The sequence below is a fragment of the Pseudomonas guariconensis genome (assembly GCF_024127895.1).
Taxonomy (GTDB): Bacteria; Pseudomonadota; Gammaproteobacteria; order Pseudomonadales; family Pseudomonadaceae; genus Aquipseudomonas; species Aquipseudomonas guariconensis_B.
On the sequence record NZ_JAMYBK010000012.1, the window covers coordinates 118,084 to 133,813 of the forward strand.

A 15,730-nucleotide genomic window follows, 5' to 3' on the forward strand; every position below is an offset into this window, starting at 1 on the left:
GATGAAACGTAGCCTGGGTTTCACCTTGATCGAACTGCTAGTGGTGATGGCGATCATCGCCACCCTGATGACCATCGCCATGCCGCGCTACTTCGACAGCCTGGAGGCCTCCCGCGAGGCGACCCTGCGCCAGAGCCTGGCGGTGCTGCGCGAGGCCCTGGACCACTACTACGGCGACACCGGCAGCTACCCCGAGTCGTTGGAGCAACTGGTGGAGGCGCGCTACCTGCGCAATACGCCGGTCGACCCGATCACCGAGCGCAGCGATGCCTGGCAACTGGTGCCGCCGCCCGAGGGCGTGGCTGGCGGCGTGGCCGATATCAAGAGCGGAGCAACCGGGAGGGCGCGTGATGGCAGCCTCTATACCCAATGGTAAGGCCTGCGCGGGCTTCACCTACCTGGGCGTGCTCTTGCTGATCGCGGTCGGCAGCCTGGCCCTGGCCGCCAGCGGCAGCCTCTGGTCGGCGACCGCCCAGCGCGAGCGTGAGCGCCAGTTGCTGTGGGTCGGCGGCCAGTACGCCCAGGCCCTGCGCAGTTACTACCGGGCCTCACCGGGCCTGGCCCAGTACCCCCAGGAACTGCGCGAGTTGCTGGAGGACAACCGTTTTCCCTCGCCGAAACGGCACATCCGCAGGCTCTACCCGGACCCGATCGAGGGCAGCGACGACTGGGGCCTGCTGCGCTCGATCGATGGCCGCATCACCGGCGTGCACAGCCGCTCGGATGCCACGCCGCACAAGCGCGCCGGCTTCGACGCCCAGTGGTCCGCGTTCGAAGGGCTGGAGCACTACAGCGACTGGCAGTTCGTCGCCGAGCAGGCCTTCGCCGAGGGTGGCAACGCCACGTTCCGTCATGCCGGCCCGGGAGATACGCCATGAAACGCCTGGTCATGATCGGCTGGCTGTGCCTGTTGCTGGGCGCCTTGCCCAACGGTGCGGCCCGCGCCAGTGCCGAGGACGAGATGATGGGTTTCATCGTCGACCACACCATCTCGCACATCGGCCACGACTTCTACAACGCCTTCACCGACCGCCTGCGCGCCACCAGCCGCCTGGATTTCAACCTGGTGGTGCGCGAGCGCCCCGATGCCCGCTGGGGCAGCCTGGTGACGGTGGAATACGAACGCGAGGTGCTGTACCGGCGCTTCCTGCCGCCCAACACCACGCAACTCAAAGACGAGGCCGTCGCGGCCGCCGACCTGGTCAAGCAGCAGATCATCCAGCGCAAGCTGCAGCGCCTGCTACAGGACACCACCGATCTGGAGAGGGACGAGCTATGAACAACCGCATTCCCCGTTGTATCGCCGCCTGCCTGCTGGCCGGCGCCGCCGCGGGCCTGGCCCAGGCCACGGAGCTGGTGTACACGCCGGTCAACCCGGCGTTCGGCGGCAACCCGCTCAACGGCACCTGGCTGTTGAACAACGCCCAGGCGCAGAACGACTACGACGACCCAGACCTGAAGAAGCGTACCTCGTTCAGCGGCACCTCGGCCCTGGAGCGCTTCAGCAACCAGCTCGAGTCGCGGCTGCTGTCGCAGTTGCTGGACAACATCAGCAACGGCACCACCGGCAGCATGTCCACCGACTCATTCCTGATCGACGTCATCGACGATTCCGGCGCCTTGAGCATCAAGGTCACCGACCGTGCCACAGGCGAAGTCTCGATCATCGAGGTCAGCGGCCTGAACCCCTGAGAGGGACGGGTCAATAGGGGAGAACGACCATGAAACGCCTGCTGAGCGCACTGCTGATCCTCGCCACCTTGCAAGGCTGCGGCCTGCGCGAGCCGATGCCCGCCGAACAGGACACCGAGACGCCGACCCTGACGCCTCGGGCTTCCACCTACTACGACCTGTTGAACATGCCACGGCCCAAGGGACGGCTGATGGCGGTGGTGTATGGCTTTCGCGACCAGACCGGGCAGTACAAGCCGACCCCGGCCAGTTCGTTCTCCACCAGCGTCACCCAGGGCGCGGCGAGCATGCTGATGGATGCCCTCAATGCCAGCGGCTGGTTCGTGGTGCTCGAACGCGAAGGCCTGCAGAACCTGCTGACCGAGCGCAAGATCATCCGTGCCTCGCAGAAAAAACCCGACGTCGCGCCCAACATCCAGAGCGAGCTGCCACCGCTGCAGGCCGCCAACCTGATGCTCGAGGGCGGCATCATCGCCTACGACACCAATGTGCGCAGCGGCGGGGAGGGCGCCCGCTACCTGGGCATCGGCGCTTCCCGCGAGTACCGGGTCGACCAGGTCACCGTCAACCTGCGCGCGGTCGACGTGCGCACCGGGCAGGTGCTGGCCAACGTCATGACCAGCAAGACCATCTACTCGGTCGGCCGCAGCGCCGGGGTGTTCAAGTTCATCGAGTTCAAGGAACTGCTCGAGGCCGAGGTGGGCTACACCACCAACGAACCGGCCCAACTGTGCGTGCTCTCGGCGATCGAGGCGGCGGTGGGGCACCTTTTGGCGCAAGGTATCGAGCGGCGGCTGTGGCAGGTGGCGGGGGACGGCGGGGGCGACAAGGCGGTGTTGGAGAAGTACCTGAGTCAGAATCAGCAGGAGTAAGTGGCTTCTGGCTGTAAGCCAGTCCAGTGAATGTGAATGGACAGAAAATCAGCGTCTCGGTAGGACAGGCGCAAACCTGCGCCGTGGCAAGCTGAGTAACCTCGCCGGGTCGGAGAAGTCCGACCCGGTTTTTTTACTTTTTTGGTCTGGAGGCTCAGTTTCAAAGTTCTTCCTGCCAAAAATCGAGCGGTGCTGCAAAACACGGGGAGGCATGCGCGTTTCCGAGCCTGGTGGCCAACGAGACTGAGTCGATAGGGGATCAACCCGCCTTGCGCAACGTCAGGTTGATCCGCCGCTCGCCCAGGCGTGGATGCACGCCGGGCTTGATTGGCAGCACACCGTGAAAGCGCAGGCGATCTTCGCCGCCCCAGACCAGCACGTCGCCGTGGCCCAACGGTATGTGCCGGGGCCGGTCCGACCGTTGCAGCCCACCGAACAGGAACACCGCCGGCAAGCCTAGCGAGATCGACACTATCGGTTGGCCGAAGTCCGCTTCGTCACGGTCCTGGTGCAGGCTCAGGCGGGTGCCGGGCAGGTAGTGGTTGACCAGGCAGGCGTCCGGGACGAAACCGTCGAAGCCGGCAGTGGTCGCAGCGCGGCCGGCCAGGTCGAGCAGTATCGGCGGCAGGGCGGGCCAGGGTTGGCCGCTGACCGGGTCGGTCGGGCTGTAGCGATAGCCCTTTTCGTCACTCACCCAGCCCAGCGACCCGCAGTTGGTCAAGGCCACTGCCATGTGCAGGCCGCCCGGGGTGCGCATGTGCCGGAAGGGCGCGGCGCGCAGGACCGGGCGCAAGGCGTCGAGCAGCGCCTCGACCTCGGGCACGGCGAAGCCGGGCAGCAGCACGGTCTGGCTGGCCAGGCGTTGCGGCTGGGGGCCGAACAGGTCGAGGTCGGACTGGATCATGGTGCTGGCACGGGTCGGAGGTCTGGCCATTGTAGCGTTGTGGGGCTTTTCGTGGATAAGCCTTCTCACAAAGGTTCACTGCGGTGCTGACTTGGGTGGGCTTGCCGACGGGGGGAGAGGGACAAAAAGGAACCGCGGCGCCAGGGAGAAGCACACCGCGGTCCAAGGGGGAGGGGGTTATTGCTGGGTCACGGTCGCCAGGTTGGCGTTGCCGTACTGGGTGATGGTGGCGGTCTGGTTGGCGCCGCTCTGGTCGACGAAGGCCAGGTTGGCGTTGCCTCCCTGTGTCACGAAGGCGACGTTGACACCATCGGCCTGCTTGATGGTGGCTTCGTTGCCGCTGCCGTACAGCTGGTAGGTGTAGCTCTGGTTGCCATAGCCGGACTGCTCGAGGGTGATGGCGTTGCCGCTGCCGGCGCTCAGGCCCGTGGCGTAGTTGTCGCTGCCGCGCTGGTCGGCGATCAGCAGGTTGTCGCTGCCGTTCTGCTCGAAGTACAGCTCGTTGTTGCTGTCGACCTGGTTGGTCTGCATCTGGTTGCCGGTGCCTTTCTGGTTCAGCTGGGCCAGCTGGTTCATGCCGTCCTGGGTCAGGTTGACGCCGTTGCCGGTGCCGGTCTGGTTGATCTCGGCACGCTGGCCGCTGCCGAACTGGCCGCCGGGTTTCTCGCCCTTCCAGTTGCTGGCCATGATCTTGTTGCCATTGCCGGTGGTGGTGATGCTCAGGCTGTGGTTGTCACCGGTCTGGTAGGTGAAGTGCAGGTTGTCGCTGCCGTTCTGGGAAATGCTGGTCACCGACTGGGTGGTCTCGTACTGATCCGACCAGCTGGCGTTACGCTGGCCGTTCTGGGTCAGGCTGGCGGTGTTGGCCTGGCCGAAGCTCTGGTCGATGTAGCCTTCGTTGAGCTGGCCTTGCTGGTACACGGTGGCCTGGCTGGCGTTCTGGTTGTCTTGCCAGACCTCCATGGAGTTGCCGGTGCCGTACTGCAGGATGCCGATGGTGCCGCCCAGGCCGTCGCGCTGGTCGCCGTAGGCCCAGTTGGCCGAGCCGTCCTGATAGATCTGGATGTCGCCGTTCTGGTGGCTCAGGTGCTCGGCGGCGGCGAAGTTGCCGCTGCCGCCTTGCATGATCAGGCTGCGGTTGTTGGTGCCGCCGAACAACTGTTCGACGACCGCCTCGTTGCCACTGCCCCATTGCTGGGTGGTGGCCTGGCTGCCCACCTGGGTGTCCTGGAACACCAGCGAGACGTTGCCGGTGCCTTGCTGGGCCTGCAGGGACTGGTTGTTCTCGCCGATCGACTGGCTGGCGAAGTTGTCGTTGAGGGTGCCGCCGGACTGCTGGGTGATCTGGCTGCCGTTCTCGTACAGCTGTTCGCCGTAGCCGGCGTTGTACGAGCCGGTGGCGCTCTGCTGGATGTCGCTGGTGCTGTTGTCCTGCACGGCCATGTGGTTGTGGCCCTGGCCGGTCTGGTGCTGGGTGGCCGAGGCGAAGGGCGCGAGGCTCTGCAGGACCTCGGCGATGTTCTCGTTGCCCTGCTGGGTCTGGGTCGAGGTGCTGTCGTCGGCCATGACCTGGCCGGCCAGGGCCAGCACGATGGCGGCGCTTAGGGGAGCGAGCTTGAACATGATGGTGCCTCCAGGTCTATCGGTATTGGGTGATGTGAATCTGCTGGCCGTTGCCGGCCTGGGTCACGGCGCTGGTGAGCCCGCTGCCGTGCTGTTCGATGTTGGCTGTGTTGTAGTTGCCGATCTGTTCGATCGACGCACTGTTGCGGCTGCCACGCTGCTGGATCGACGCGCTGTTGCCTTGGCCCTGCTGGGTGATCGACGCCATCAGGTCGCTGCCTTCCTGCAGGATGAACGCCTCCTGCGCGCCCCCGGCCTGGACGATGCGGCCCAGCAGGGCCTGGCCGTTCTGGTCGAGGGCGGCGCGGTTGCCCGTGCCCTGCTGCTCGATCACCGCCAACTGGCCGGCGCCGGCCGGCAGCAGGCGGACGATCGACGGCTCGCCGAGGTCGTTGCCGGCGGCAAGGTCGGCGTTGTCCATCAGGTCATCGGCCCAGCCGGGCGGGATGGCCTGGCCCACCAGGGCCAGGCCGAGCAGCAGTGGATACAGGCGTTGCATGGCGTCTCTCCCTGGCCTTGGCTACTGCACGTTCACCGGCACGGTGCGTTCGCTGCCCTGGCTGCTGCGGATGATCGCCGTCGGGTTGGCCGTCGGGATCACCGTGGTGCTGTTGCTCACCGCCAGGCGCCAGCGGCCGGTGATCGGCACTGCGACGCTGCCCAGGGTCACCAGGCCGTTCGGGGTGGTCACCTGCACTGTGACGGTGTTGCCGGTGGTCACCGACGACGTGCCGCTGATATCCCAGTTGAAGCGGTTGTTGGAGCGCGCCGTGACGCTGGCCGCGGTGACCGTGAAGGTCTCCTGGGCCGGGCGTGGCGACACCTGCACGGTGACCGTGCCACTGCCGGAGAGCGCCCCCAGGGCATCGCGCGCCACGTAGGTGAAGCTGGTGCTGAACGGGGTGGTGATGGTGCCCGGCGGTGTGTAGGTGACCACGCTGCCATCGGTGCTGACCGTGCCTCGGCCGGCCGGCGGCTGGGTGACGCTGGCCACGCTCAGCGGCAAGTTGCCTTCCGGGTCGCTGTCGTTGGCCAGCACGTCGATGGTCAGCGGCACACCCAGGGTCGCGACGCTGTCCGGCACCGCCGTCGGCGGCTGGTTGGGCGCGACATTGACGGTCACGGTGGCCGGCTCCGACTTCAGGCCCTTGGCGTCCTGGGCGCGATAGCTGAAGGTGGCCACCAGCGACGAGGTGGCACCAGGCGGCGGGGTGTAGGTCACCGCGGTGCTGCCGTTGAGTACCACCGAGCCGAGGCCGGTACCGGGCTGGGTCAGGTCGGCGATGCTCAGTGGCAGGTTGCCGTCCGGGTCGCTGTCGTTGGCCAGCAGGTTGAGCGTCACGGGGACGCCGACGCTGGTGCTGCCGCTGTCGGGCTGGGCCAGCGGCGGCTGGTTCTCGGCTTCCACCGGCGCGCTGCCGAGCACCACCACCGGCTCGACGTCGCTGCCGCCGGCAGCGGACTTGACGGTGACGCTGGCAGGTGGCTGGGCGAGGTCATTGACCGTCAGGCTCTGCAGGGTTCCGGCCTTGGACAGGCGACCATAGCCCTGGGCGACCAGGTCCGGGACCTGCACTTCATCGCTGGAGCTGGCCTCGATGAGCAGGCGCTTGTTGGCCCAGTCGTAGCGCGCGGTACGGATCTTCACCACGTCGCTGAGGGTGCTCGACAACGACGTCGGGCGGGTGGCGCCGGTGCTGCTGCTGGCGGTGATCACCACCACCGCAGGCGGTGCGGCCTGGCTCAGTTGCTGGCTGAAGAACAGCCCGTTGTTGTCGGTCAGCAGGTTGAACTGGCAGGGCGAGGGCGGCGTACCGATCAGCTCCAGGCCGTTGCGCATGCACAGGCTGGCGCTGTTCGGTGCCTTGGCGAACAGCTCGACGCGGGTCCCGGCGGCATTGCGCTGGTAGGTGGCGCGCTGCAGCTCCACCGGGGTCTGGGCACGTGCGTCGAGGACCTTGCCGGAGACGGTGAAGAGGTTGGTCTGGATGGTTCCGGCCGGGCCTTCGATACGCACGAAGTTGGTGTTGAACGGGCTGCCGGTGACGGCTTGGGTGATGTTCGGGTCGCCGACGAAGGTCTCGGTGGCGCCGGTGTCCGGGTTGACCTCGGTGTAGGGCCCGTCGACGCTGCGCAGGAATGGCCCGAGGTTGCCGTTGAGCGCGCCGGTGAAGTTGCCCGGGCCACCGATGCCGATGTCGCGGGTCATGTTGATCGCGCGTCGGCCGGTGGAGGTGACGTTGATGGTCTCGACCCCGTAGGGGTGGGTGATGGTGTAGACGCCGGTGCGTGGGATCGTGGCGCGGATGCGGATGCGGGCGAAGCTCTGCTGGTCGCCATCGACCGGCACCTCGGAGGCGAAGGCCGCCTCCAGGCCTGCGACGTAGACCTCCAGCTCGTAGCCGCTGTTGCCCACCTGCGGGATCTCGGTCTCGGCCAGGAACCAGAACAGCTCCGACGGCCAGTTGTCCGGGAACACCATCGGCAGCCTGTCGTCGTAGCCTGGCTCGGCGGCGAGCATGCACATGTAGTTCGGCGCCGCCGGGGTGCCGGGCGCCCGCGAGCTGATCGCCCGCGACTGGCACAGTTCCAGGGACAGGTCGGTGGAGTCCTTGTACCACATCGGGTAGCGCCCGGTGGCCAGGGTGTAAGGGCCTGGATCGACCTCGGAGAGCGCGGCCCAGGCCACGCCGGAGAGGGTGAAGGAGAGCCCGGCGGCGCATAGCGCCCGGCGTGGCCAAGTGTTCATGCTGCCTCCTTGAAGGCGGAGCCTTTGTCTGTTCATGGCACCAGCACCACGTCTTCGCTGTCGCTGCCGCCGTGGGCGCTGGTGACTTGCACCTTGGCCGGGGGGATCGGCGAGAGCCCGGTGGTGAGGGTCTTCACCGCGCCGTTGCCGGAGAGGCTGCCGATCAGGGCGCCGTTGCCGGTATGGGCGGTGAGGGCGGGCGGGCTGGTTTCGTCGCTGCTGCTGGCCACCAGGGTCAGCTGGCCGCTGGCCAGGCTGTATTCGGCGCGGCTGATGGTCACCAGGTCGGTCAGTGGCAGGTTGGCGCTGGTGGCGCTGCTGGTGGGGATGGCCACGCTGTTGTCGGCGTTGACCACCAGGGTGGTGGGCAGGCTCGGGTTGAGCGCCGACTGGGCGTACCAGGCACCGGTGCTGTTGGCTTCGGTCAGGGTCAGGTTGGGTGTCTGGCTGGTGAGGGTGACGCTGGCCGGCTGGGGTGGGGCCATGACGAAGACATCTTGCTGGGCGCGCAGGTCGCCGTTCTCGCTGTGCCGCGAGTAGGTGCTGCGCAGCGGCAGCAACGGGGTCGGCCGGTGCACCTCGGAGAGCTTGCCGGAGACGGCGAACAGCTCGGTGCGCAGGTCCAGGCCGTTGGGGCCCTCGATGCGCACGTAGTTGGTGTTGAACGGGCTGCCGGTGACAGCCTCCTCGAGGTTCGGGTCGCCGATGTAGCGTTCGCTGGCGCCGGTGACCGGGTTGGTCTCGGTGTAGGGGCCATTGACGCTGCGCAGGAACGGCCCGACGTCACCGGTGAGCGCGCCGTCGTAGGTGAGCGGGGTGCCGATGCCCAGGTCGCGGGTCATGTTGATCGCCCGGCGGCCGGGAGTCTCCACGTCGAACACATCGACGCCATAGGGGTGGGTGACCACGTAGGTACCGGCCACGGGCACGTCCACGCGGATCCGCACCCGGGCGAAGCTGATCTGGTCGCCATCGATGGGTTCCTCGACGCTGAACGCCGCCTCGAGTGCCGTGCCATAGCTCAACTCGATGCCACGGGCGGCATCGACGATCTCGGCATCGGCGGTGAACCAGAAGGCTTCGTCGGGGAAGTTGCCGGGGAACTGGATCGGCTGGGTATCGTCGAACACGCCCGGCGCCGGCGTCAGTGGGCACATGTAGGACGGTGCGCCGGGGGCGCCGCCGACACGTGAGCTGACGGCCTTGGACAGGCACAGGTCGAGGGTCCGGCCGTGGGTGTCCTGGTACCAGGCGGCGAACCTGCCGTTCTCGGGTAGGTAGGGGCCCGGGTCGACCGCATACAGCGCAGCCTGGGCCGGTAGCTGGAGCATGCTGGCAAGGATCGCCACTGCCAGCGGGTGGGGTATCGGTCGGTGCATGAGTCAATCCCTCCTGCAAACGGGCCCAAGGGGTTGGGGCGTCTGACGAGGGATCGGCAACAGCCGTGCCAGTTTGTGGATCTTGCCCTGCAGGCCTTGTGGCGCAAGGGCTGCGGTGATGTTGGTCGGGTCGGTTGGCGCGCTGGGCGGGTGGGCTGGGGGCCCCAGCATTGGGGAATTGGGGCTGCTTTTGTGGTGGGGCGGGCTGGCGCTTTCGCGGGCAAGCTTGCACCCATAGGGGACTGCGCCGAACCTCAGGGCTGCTTCGCAGCCCATCGCCGGCAAGCCGGCTCCCACAGGGTCGGCGGTGTTCACCCAGCATGTGCCCTGCAGAGGACTGTGTGGGGGCTTGCCGGCGATGGGGCGCGAAGCGGCCCCACTGTCAGCGGCAGCATCTCCTCTGCCTTTACGTAAACGTAAGCTTTGTGCCACCCTCCACCCCAGCCTGATGACGGCTCGCGGATTCTGAAGCACACTGCAACAAGTCCCGAAGCCCGTTGCCCCGCTCGCGGAGGCATCGCTGGAGTGAACGATGGCGCGACACATACCCATAACAAACGCCCGCAACCCCTTGCACGAATCCCGCCAGGCCCGGCTCAAGCTGGCCAACGAAGGCGAACTGCCCTCCGGGATGCTGCGCGACGAGATCGATGCCTCCTGGCGCCGTAGCCTCGGCCATGGCCTGGATTGCCTGCAAGGCGAGCAGGTGGGCCTGGGCATGCGCCACGGCCATGACCTGCGCGCCTTGCTGGAGCACAACCGGCTGCTGATCGATGCGGTCACCCCGGAGCTGGACTACCTGGTCAAGCGCCAGGGCAAGAGCGGCATCGTCATCCTCGGCGACGCCCAGGCCAACGTCCTGGCCATCGAAGGGCAGAAGCACGTGCTCAACCGCGATGGCCTGCGCGACCTGCACCCGGGCAGTTGCTGGAGCGAGTCGCTGCGTGGCACCAACGCCATCGGCACGGCGGTGGTCGAAGGGCGGCCGACCCTGATCAACTGTGGCGAGCACTACCTCGACCGGCTCAGCCCGTTCTCCTGCACCTCGGTGCCCCTGCGCGACCCGCGCGGGGAGGTGATCGGTGTGCTGGACATCACCCGCGAGGGGATGATGACCCAGCCCCAGGACAGCCTCTGCACCCTCATGCTGGCGGCCGGCAATATCGAAGGCCGGCTGTTCGGCCTGTGCCACCCCGAGCAGTGGGTGCTGGCCTTCCACAGCCGGCCCCAGTACCTGGCCAGCGCCTGGCAGGGGCTGTTGGCCCTGAGCCTGGATGGCGAGGTGCTGGCGGCCAACGACAACGCCTGCCAGTTGCTGCAGGTGCCGCGCCAGGCGCTGCTCGGGCGGCGCAGCAGCGACCTGCTCGGCGAGCGCTCGTCGGCCTTCATCGCCCGCCTGTGGCAGGGCGGGGTGAGCAGCGTGCAGACCGCCAAGGGCGAGTTCTTCTTCCGGGTCCTGCAACTGCCGCGCCATGGCAACCTCAATGGCGCAGCGGGCGTCGGCAAGCCGGCCGCCTCGGCGAAGTCGCCGGCACTGCAGGCCCTGGCCGGCGGCGATGCGCGCCTGGCCCGTGGGCTGCGTATGGCCCGCCAGGGGCTGGCCAATGGCCTGCCGGTGCTGCTGCTGGGCGAGACCGGGACCGGCAAGGAGGTGGTCGCCCGTGCCTTGCACCAGGCCAGCCCGCGTGCCGACAAAGCCTTCGTCGCGGTCAACTGCGCGGCCATCCCCGAAGGCCTGATCGAGTCGGAGCTGTTCGGTTACCGCGAAGGCGCCTTCACCGGCTCGCGCCGGGGCGGCATGGTCGGGCGCCTGATGCAGGCCCATGGCGGCACCCTGTTCCTCGACGAGATCGGCGACATGCCCCTGGCCCTGCAGGCCCGCCTGCTGCGGGTACTGCAGGAGCGCCGGGTGGCGCCGCTGGGGGCTGCCGACGAGCAGGCGATCGATGTGGCGCTGATCTGCGCGACCCACCGCGACCTCAAGCGCCAGGTGGCCGAACAGGCGTTTCGCGAAGACCTGTACTACCGGGTCAACGGCGTGTCCCTGCGTTTGCCGGCGCTGCGCGAGCGCGACGACCTGGCAGGCATCATCGAGGGCCTGCTGGACAAGTTCGGCGCCAAGGGCGTGACCCTCGACCCAGCCCTGGCCGAGCTGCTCGATGGCTTCGACTGGCCGGGCAACATCCGCCAGCTGGAGATGGTGCTGCGCACCGCCCTGGCCATGCGTGAGGACGGTGAGCAGGTGCTGGGCCTGGATCATCTTACTGACTGCCTGCTGGACGAGTTGGTCAGCGGCGCGGCGCCCTCCGGCAGCCTGCGCGAGAACGAACTGGAACTGATCCGCGGCGCCCTGGCGCGCCACCAGGGGAATGTCTCGGCCGCCGCCGAGGCGCTGGGCATCAGCCGGGCGACGCTGTACCGCAAGCTCAAGCAGTTGCGCGGCTGAGCCATGGGTGGCCTGTTCGCGCGGCTGGTGGAGTCCAGCGACCCCGTGCTGATGCGCCAGGCCCTGGCCTGGCTGTATGGCTTCGTACGCCCGCAGCGGCAGGCCATCGCCGTGCTGCTGGGGTTGTCGCTGTCCGCCTCGCTGCTGGCCCTGGCCCAGCCGTGGCTGGTCAAGACCCTGATCGACGAGGGCCTGCTGGCACGGGACTACCAGACCCTCTGGCACATGGCGGCGCTGATGATCGGCGCCGGGTTGCTCGGCACCGTGCTGGCGGGCGTCAACCGCTACCTGCACACCCGCTTGTCCGGGCGCATCCTGTTCGCCCTGCGTGATGACCTCTATCGCCACCTGCAGCAGCTGTCGCCGTCGTTCTATGGCCGGCGGCGTACCGGCGACATCCTGTCACGGCTCGATGGCGATGTCGCCGAGATTCAGCGTTTTGCCGTGGATTCACTGTTCTCGGCGGTCTCCAGCGTGATCGGCCTGCTCGGCGCCGTGGGCCTGATGCTGATGCTGTCCTGGCAGTTGTCGCTGCTGCTGGCGCTGTTGATCCCCATCGAGGTGCTGTGGCTGCGCTGGATGCGGCGCAAGGTCGAGCGCGAGGTGCGCAGCCTGCGCGAGCGTTCGGCGGACGTGTCGTCGTTCCTGGTCGAGACGCTGCCGGCGATGAAGTTCATCCAGGCCGCCGGCCAGCAACGGCGCGAGGCTGGGCGCCTGGAGCAACTGGGCCAGGGCTACATGGGGCAATTGCTCAAGGTGCAGGTCACCGAATTCTTCACCCAGGCCGTGCCGGGCACGCTGACCTCCCTGTGCCGTGCCTGCGCTTTCCTGGTTGGCGGCTGGTGGGTGATCCAGGGCACCTGGCAGTTGGGCGCGCTGATCGCCTTTTCCACTTACCTGGGCATGGCCGTCGGGCCGGTGCAGAGCCTGCTGGGGCTGTACGTGGCGGTGCAGCGCATGGCGGTCAGCCTGGGGCGGGTGATGGAGCTCAAGCAGGAGCCCCTGGCGGTACGCGAGGCGCAGGCGCCGCGGCCGATGCCGGAGGGGCCGGGCGAACTGCGCCTGGAGGCCGTGGACTTCGCCCATGCCGGGCGCCAGGGCGCGGTACTGCGCGGCGTGCAGGTACGCATCCCCGGTGGCCTCAAGGTCGCCATCAGCGGCGCCTCGGGGGTGGGCAAGTCGACCTTGATCGACCTGCTGCAACGCTTCTACGACCCGGACGCCGGGCGTATCCTGCTCGACGGCGCCGACCTGCGCGAACTGGACCTGGCCGCCCTGCGCCGGCGTATCGCCGTGGTCAGCCAGGACATCGTCCTGTTTCGCGGTACCCTGGCGCAGAACTTGGCCTACAGCAGCCCACAGGCCAGCCGCGCGGAACTGGAGCGGGTGGTGCGCCTGACCCGCCTGGACAGCCTGGTGGACAGTCTGCCGCTGGGCCTGGATGGCCTGCTGGGCGAACGTGGCCAGCAGCTTTCCGGTGGCCAGAAGCAACGCATCGCCATCGCCCGGGCGCTGTTGCAGGATCCGGCGATCCTGGTGCTCGACGAAGCCACCTCGGCGGTGGACGAAGCCACCGAGCGCGAGGTGATCGCCGCCATCGACCAGCTGTTCGCCGGGCGCACGCGCATCCTCATCAGCCACCGCGCCTCGACCCTGGCCGACGCCGACCTGCACCTGCACCTGGGCGATGGCCAGTTGCGCGTGCTGCCCCAGGCGATGGCCGACAAATGACCGGTCAAGCCTGCATCGGCATGATCGACAGCGGCTGTTCGCCCGGGCAGGCCCTGGCGCTGCGTGCGGCGCGGCGCTTTTGGCTCGACGACGGCGTGCTGCGCGAAGGCCCAGCGCTGCCCGACCAACTGGGGCATGGCAGTGCCGTGCTGGGCTGCTTGCAGACGCAAGCCGGCGACATGCCGGTGCTGCTGGCCCAGGTATTCGGTCAGCAGTGGAGCACCAGTGCCCTGCAGGTGGCCGCGGCGTTGCTGTGGTTGGTGGAGCAGGGCGCAAGCGTGATCAATCTCAGCCTGGGCTTGCACCAGGACCGGCCCGTGCTGCGCCAGGCCTGCGACGAAGCCCTGGCGACCGGTGCGCTGTTGTGCGCCTCCAGCCCGGCGCGTGGCGGGCCGGTGTACCCGGCGAGCTACCCGGGCGTGCTGCGCATCACCGGCGATGCCCGTTGCGCGCCAGGGCAATGGTCGTGGCTGGGCAGTGCCCAGGCGGATGTCGGTGGCTATGTCGGCGGCCAAGGGCTGGCCGGGGCGAGCCTGGCTTGCGCGGCAGTGAGTGGGCAGGTCGCTGCCTGGCTGCGCGAGTGCCCGTGCCTGGACCGCCAGCAGGTCGTGGAGCGGCTGCGGGCGGGCGCTTGCTTCATCGGCCCGGAGCGGCGAGGTGGCCGCGATGGCTGAAGCGCGGATCCTGGTGCTGGGCGCCGGCCCTGCTGGTGCGGCCACCGCCATTGGCTTGCGCCGGTTGGGTTACCCGGTCACGGTGGTCTGCGACTGGCGTCGTTTCTCCGCGGTGGAGGGCGTGTCCCAGCGGGTGCTCGAAGGGCTGCGCCATGCCGGGCTCGCCGGCGGGCTGGCCGAGGCGGCGATAGCGGCGACGCGACAGGTACGCTGGAACGGCGAGCACCTGCAACTGAACCAGGAGTTCCTGCTCGACCGCCAGCGCTTCGACCAGGCCCTGCGCGATGACTTGCAGTTGGCCGGGGTGAGGTTGGTCGAGGGCCGGGTGCGCGAGGTCATGCGCGAGGATGGCCACCAGGTGCGGCTGGATGATGGCCAACTGCTGCAGGCCGATTTCCTGGTCGAGGCCCGTGGCCGCCAGGCACCTCTGGCCGCCGACCGGCTGCGCGGCCCGGAGACCGTCAGCCTGCTCAACCTCTGGCAGTCCACGCCGGGCACGCCGGCCTCGGCGGTCGAGAGCCTGGACGATGGCTGGGCATGGATGGCGCGCCTGGCCGATGGCCGCTGCTACTGGCAGATCACCCTGGATGCCGGTACGGCGCAATTGCCGGGCAAGGCGGCACTGCCCGCGTACTGCGCCGAACGGCGCCGGCGCTCGGCGCTGGTGGCCGGGTTCTTCGACGAGCGCGCGCTGTTGCCAGCTGCCGTGCATGCGCGCAGCAGCACGGCGATCCTGGCGGGCGAGTGCAGTGGTGGCGACTGGTTGCGCGTGGGGGATGCGGCCATGGCCGTGGACCCCCTGTCGGGGAATGGGATTTTCCAGTCGCTGTCCTCGGCGTTGCAGGCTCCGGCGGTGATCAACACGCTGCTGCGCGAGCCACGGCGGGAGGCCTTGGCGCGGCGTTTTCACCAGGAGCGTATCGAGCAGTTGTTCCTGCGTTTTGCCCGGATCGGGCGGGATTTCTATGCCCAGGAGCAGGCCCGCGGCGAGCATGCGTTCTGGGCCCGGCGGCGCGCCTGGCCGGATGATCGGCCGGTGCACGCCGAGGCCGATTGGCAGGCCGTGCGGGTGGAGCGCCGGCCGGTGCTGCGCGATGGCTGGGTGGACGAGGCAGAGGTGGTGGTTACCCAGGACCAGCCACTGGGGATCTGGCACCTGCAGGGCATCGAGCTGGCGCCGCTGGTGCGCCAGGTGCAGGCGGGCGGGCCGTTGGATGCGCTGCTGAAGCCATTGACCATGCAGCAGCGGGCGATGGTGAAGGGATGGCTGGTTGGGCAGGGGTATCGGTGAGGGACCCGGGGGCTGCTTTGCAGCCTATCGCCGGCCCCCCACAGGGTGCTCGAGTCGATCACAAGTAATGTGGTTTGCAGGGGCCCGTGGGAGCAGCTTGCCCGCGATCAAGGGCGTAGCCCTTGCCATATGTCGGTGGTGTCAGGGCTGGCCCAATCGCCGGCAAGCCGGCTCCCACAGGGCGGTCGAGTCGATCACAAGTAATGTGGTTTGCAGGGGCCCGTGGGAGCGGGCTTGCCCGCGATCAAGGGCGTGGCCCTTGCCATATGTCGGTGGTGTCAGGGCTGGCCCAATCGCCGGCAAGCCGGCTCCCACAGGGCGGTCGAGTCGATCACAAGTAATGTGGTTTGCAGGGGCCTGTGGGAGCGG

General features: G+C 68.3%; 14 protein-coding genes. 9 read left to right on the forward strand and 5 right to left on the reverse strand.

Going from position 1 to position 15,730, the window contains the following annotated elements:
- Position 1: 1 nt before the first annotated feature.
- Genes NJF35_RS14615 through NJF35_RS14635 form a run of 5 tightly spaced genes read left to right on the forward strand, consistent with a single transcriptional unit; the run spans position 2 to position 2,564 of the window.
- Complete coding sequence (locus NJF35_RS14615) at positions 2-376, forward strand: type II secretion system protein (protein ID WP_225790116.1); 375 nt, start codon at positions 2-4, stop codon at positions 374-376.
- A complete protein-coding gene (locus NJF35_RS14620) occupies positions 351-878 on the forward strand; it encodes a type II secretion system protein (RefSeq protein WP_253080085.1) in 528 nt (175 codons plus the stop codon). The genes NJF35_RS14615 and NJF35_RS14620 overlap by 26 nt, the downstream gene beginning before the upstream one ends.
- Positions 875-1,279 (forward strand): curli production assembly/transport protein CsgE, encoded by a 405-nt coding sequence (gene csgE / locus NJF35_RS14625; protein WP_225790118.1) that lies wholly within the window; start codon positions 875-877, stop codon positions 1,277-1,279. Before NJF35_RS14620 ends, csgE begins: the two co-directional genes overlap by 4 nt.
- Positions 1,276-1,692 (forward strand): curli assembly protein CsgF, encoded by a 417-nt coding sequence (locus NJF35_RS14630; RefSeq protein WP_225790119.1) that lies wholly within the window; start codon positions 1,276-1,278, stop codon positions 1,690-1,692. The genes csgE and NJF35_RS14630 overlap by 4 nt, the downstream gene beginning before the upstream one ends.
- Positions 1,693-1,721: 29 nt before the next feature.
- On the forward strand, positions 1,722-2,564 hold the full coding sequence (locus NJF35_RS14635) for a CsgG/HfaB family protein (RefSeq protein WP_253091200.1): 843 nt from the start codon (positions 1,722-1,724) through the stop codon (positions 2,562-2,564).
- Positions 2,565-2,823: 259 nt separating this feature from the next.
- Here NJF35_RS14635 and alkB read toward each other — a convergent pair whose 3' ends face one another.
- The 5 genes from alkB to NJF35_RS14660 form a co-directional block, all read right to left on the reverse strand.
- Positions 2,824-3,468: a DNA oxidative demethylase AlkB gene (alkB, locus tag NJF35_RS14640; protein WP_253091202.1), complete on the reverse strand. Its 645-nt coding sequence runs from the start codon at positions 3,466-3,468 to the stop codon at positions 2,824-2,826.
- A gap of 177 nt (positions 3,469-3,645) precedes the next feature.
- Positions 3,646-5,091 carry a curlin gene (locus NJF35_RS14645; protein ID WP_253091201.1) on the reverse strand — a complete coding sequence of 482 codons (1,446 nt, stop codon included), beginning with the start codon at positions 5,089-5,091 and terminating at the stop codon, positions 3,646-3,648.
- A 16-nt stretch (positions 5,092-5,107) separates the two neighbouring features.
- Positions 5,108-5,590 carry a curlin gene (locus NJF35_RS14650; protein WP_225790127.1) on the reverse strand — a complete coding sequence of 161 codons (483 nt, stop codon included), beginning with the start codon at positions 5,588-5,590 and terminating at the stop codon, positions 5,108-5,110.
- A gap of 21 nt (positions 5,591-5,611) precedes the next feature.
- On the reverse strand, positions 5,612-7,840 hold the full coding sequence (locus tag NJF35_RS14655) for an Ig-like domain-containing protein (RefSeq protein WP_225790128.1): 2,229 nt from the start codon (positions 7,838-7,840) through the stop codon (positions 5,612-5,614).
- Positions 7,841-7,872: 32 nt separating this feature from the next.
- A complete protein-coding gene (locus NJF35_RS14660) occupies positions 7,873-9,219 on the reverse strand; it encodes a hypothetical protein (RefSeq protein WP_225790129.1) in 1,347 nt (448 codons plus the stop codon).
- A 532-nt stretch (positions 9,220-9,751) separates the two neighbouring features.
- Here NJF35_RS14660 and NJF35_RS14665 point away from each other — a divergent pair.
- Genes NJF35_RS14665 through NJF35_RS14680 form a run of 4 tightly spaced genes read left to right on the forward strand, consistent with a single transcriptional unit; the run spans position 9,752 to position 15,361 of the window.
- The gene (locus NJF35_RS14665) at positions 9,752-11,665 is read left to right on the forward strand and encodes a sigma-54-dependent Fis family transcriptional regulator (RefSeq protein ID WP_225790705.1); all 1,914 of its coding nucleotides are present in this window, start codon (positions 9,752-9,754) and stop codon (positions 11,663-11,665) included.
- Between the two features lie 3 nt (positions 11,666-11,668).
- On the forward strand, positions 11,669-13,396 hold the full coding sequence (locus NJF35_RS14670; protein ID WP_225790704.1) for an ABC transporter ATP-binding protein: 1,728 nt from the start codon (positions 11,669-11,671) through the stop codon (positions 13,394-13,396).
- The gene (locus NJF35_RS14675) at positions 13,393-14,070 is read left to right on the forward strand and encodes a S8 family serine peptidase (RefSeq protein ID WP_225790703.1); all 678 of its coding nucleotides are present in this window, start codon (positions 13,393-13,395) and stop codon (positions 14,068-14,070) included. The genes NJF35_RS14670 and NJF35_RS14675 overlap by 4 nt, the downstream gene beginning before the upstream one ends.
- Positions 14,063-15,361 carry an NAD(P)/FAD-dependent oxidoreductase gene (locus NJF35_RS14680; protein ID WP_225790702.1) on the forward strand — a complete coding sequence of 433 codons (1,299 nt, stop codon included), beginning with the start codon at positions 14,063-14,065 and terminating at the stop codon, positions 15,359-15,361. The genes NJF35_RS14675 and NJF35_RS14680 overlap by 8 nt, the downstream gene beginning before the upstream one ends.
- The last annotated feature ends 369 nt before the right edge of the window (positions 15,362-15,730 follow it).

Coding starts and splice junctions, on each gene's coding strand:
- NJF35_RS14650 (WP_225790127.1), bottom strand. CDS start 5,590: ATGCAACGCCTGTATCCACTGCTGCTCGGCCTGGCCCTGGTGGGCCAG.
- NJF35_RS14680 (WP_225790702.1), top strand. CDS start 14,063: ATGGCTGAAGCGCGGATCCTGGTGCTGGGCGCCGGCCCTGCTGGTGCG.
- NJF35_RS14665 (WP_225790705.1), top strand. CDS start 9,752: ATGGCGCGACACATACCCATAACAAACGCCCGCAACCCCTTGCACGAA.
- NJF35_RS14630 (WP_225790119.1), top strand. CDS start 1,276: ATGAACAACCGCATTCCCCGTTGTATCGCCGCCTGCCTGCTGGCCGGC.
- NJF35_RS14615 (WP_225790116.1), top strand. CDS start 2: ATGAAACGTAGCCTGGGTTTCACCTTGATCGAACTGCTAGTGGTGATG.
- NJF35_RS14655 (WP_225790128.1), bottom strand. CDS start 7,840: ATGAACACTTGGCCACGCCGGGCGCTATGCGCCGCCGGGCTCTCCTTC.
- NJF35_RS14660 (WP_225790129.1), bottom strand. CDS start 9,219: ATGCACCGACCGATACCCCACCCGCTGGCAGTGGCGATCCTTGCCAGC.
- NJF35_RS14635 (WP_253091200.1), top strand. CDS start 1,722: ATGAAACGCCTGCTGAGCGCACTGCTGATCCTCGCCACCTTGCAAGGC.
- alkB (WP_253091202.1), bottom strand. CDS start 3,468: ATGATCCAGTCCGACCTCGACCTGTTCGGCCCCCAGCCGCAACGCCTG.
- NJF35_RS14670 (WP_225790704.1), top strand. CDS start 11,669: ATGGGTGGCCTGTTCGCGCGGCTGGTGGAGTCCAGCGACCCCGTGCTG.
- NJF35_RS14645 (WP_253091201.1), bottom strand. CDS start 5,091: ATGTTCAAGCTCGCTCCCCTAAGCGCCGCCATCGTGCTGGCCCTGGCC.
- NJF35_RS14675 (WP_225790703.1), top strand. CDS start 13,393: ATGACCGGTCAAGCCTGCATCGGCATGATCGACAGCGGCTGTTCGCCC.
- csgE (WP_225790118.1), top strand. CDS start 875: ATGAAACGCCTGGTCATGATCGGCTGGCTGTGCCTGTTGCTGGGCGCC.
- NJF35_RS14620 (WP_253080085.1), top strand. CDS start 351: ATGGCAGCCTCTATACCCAATGGTAAGGCCTGCGCGGGCTTCACCTAC.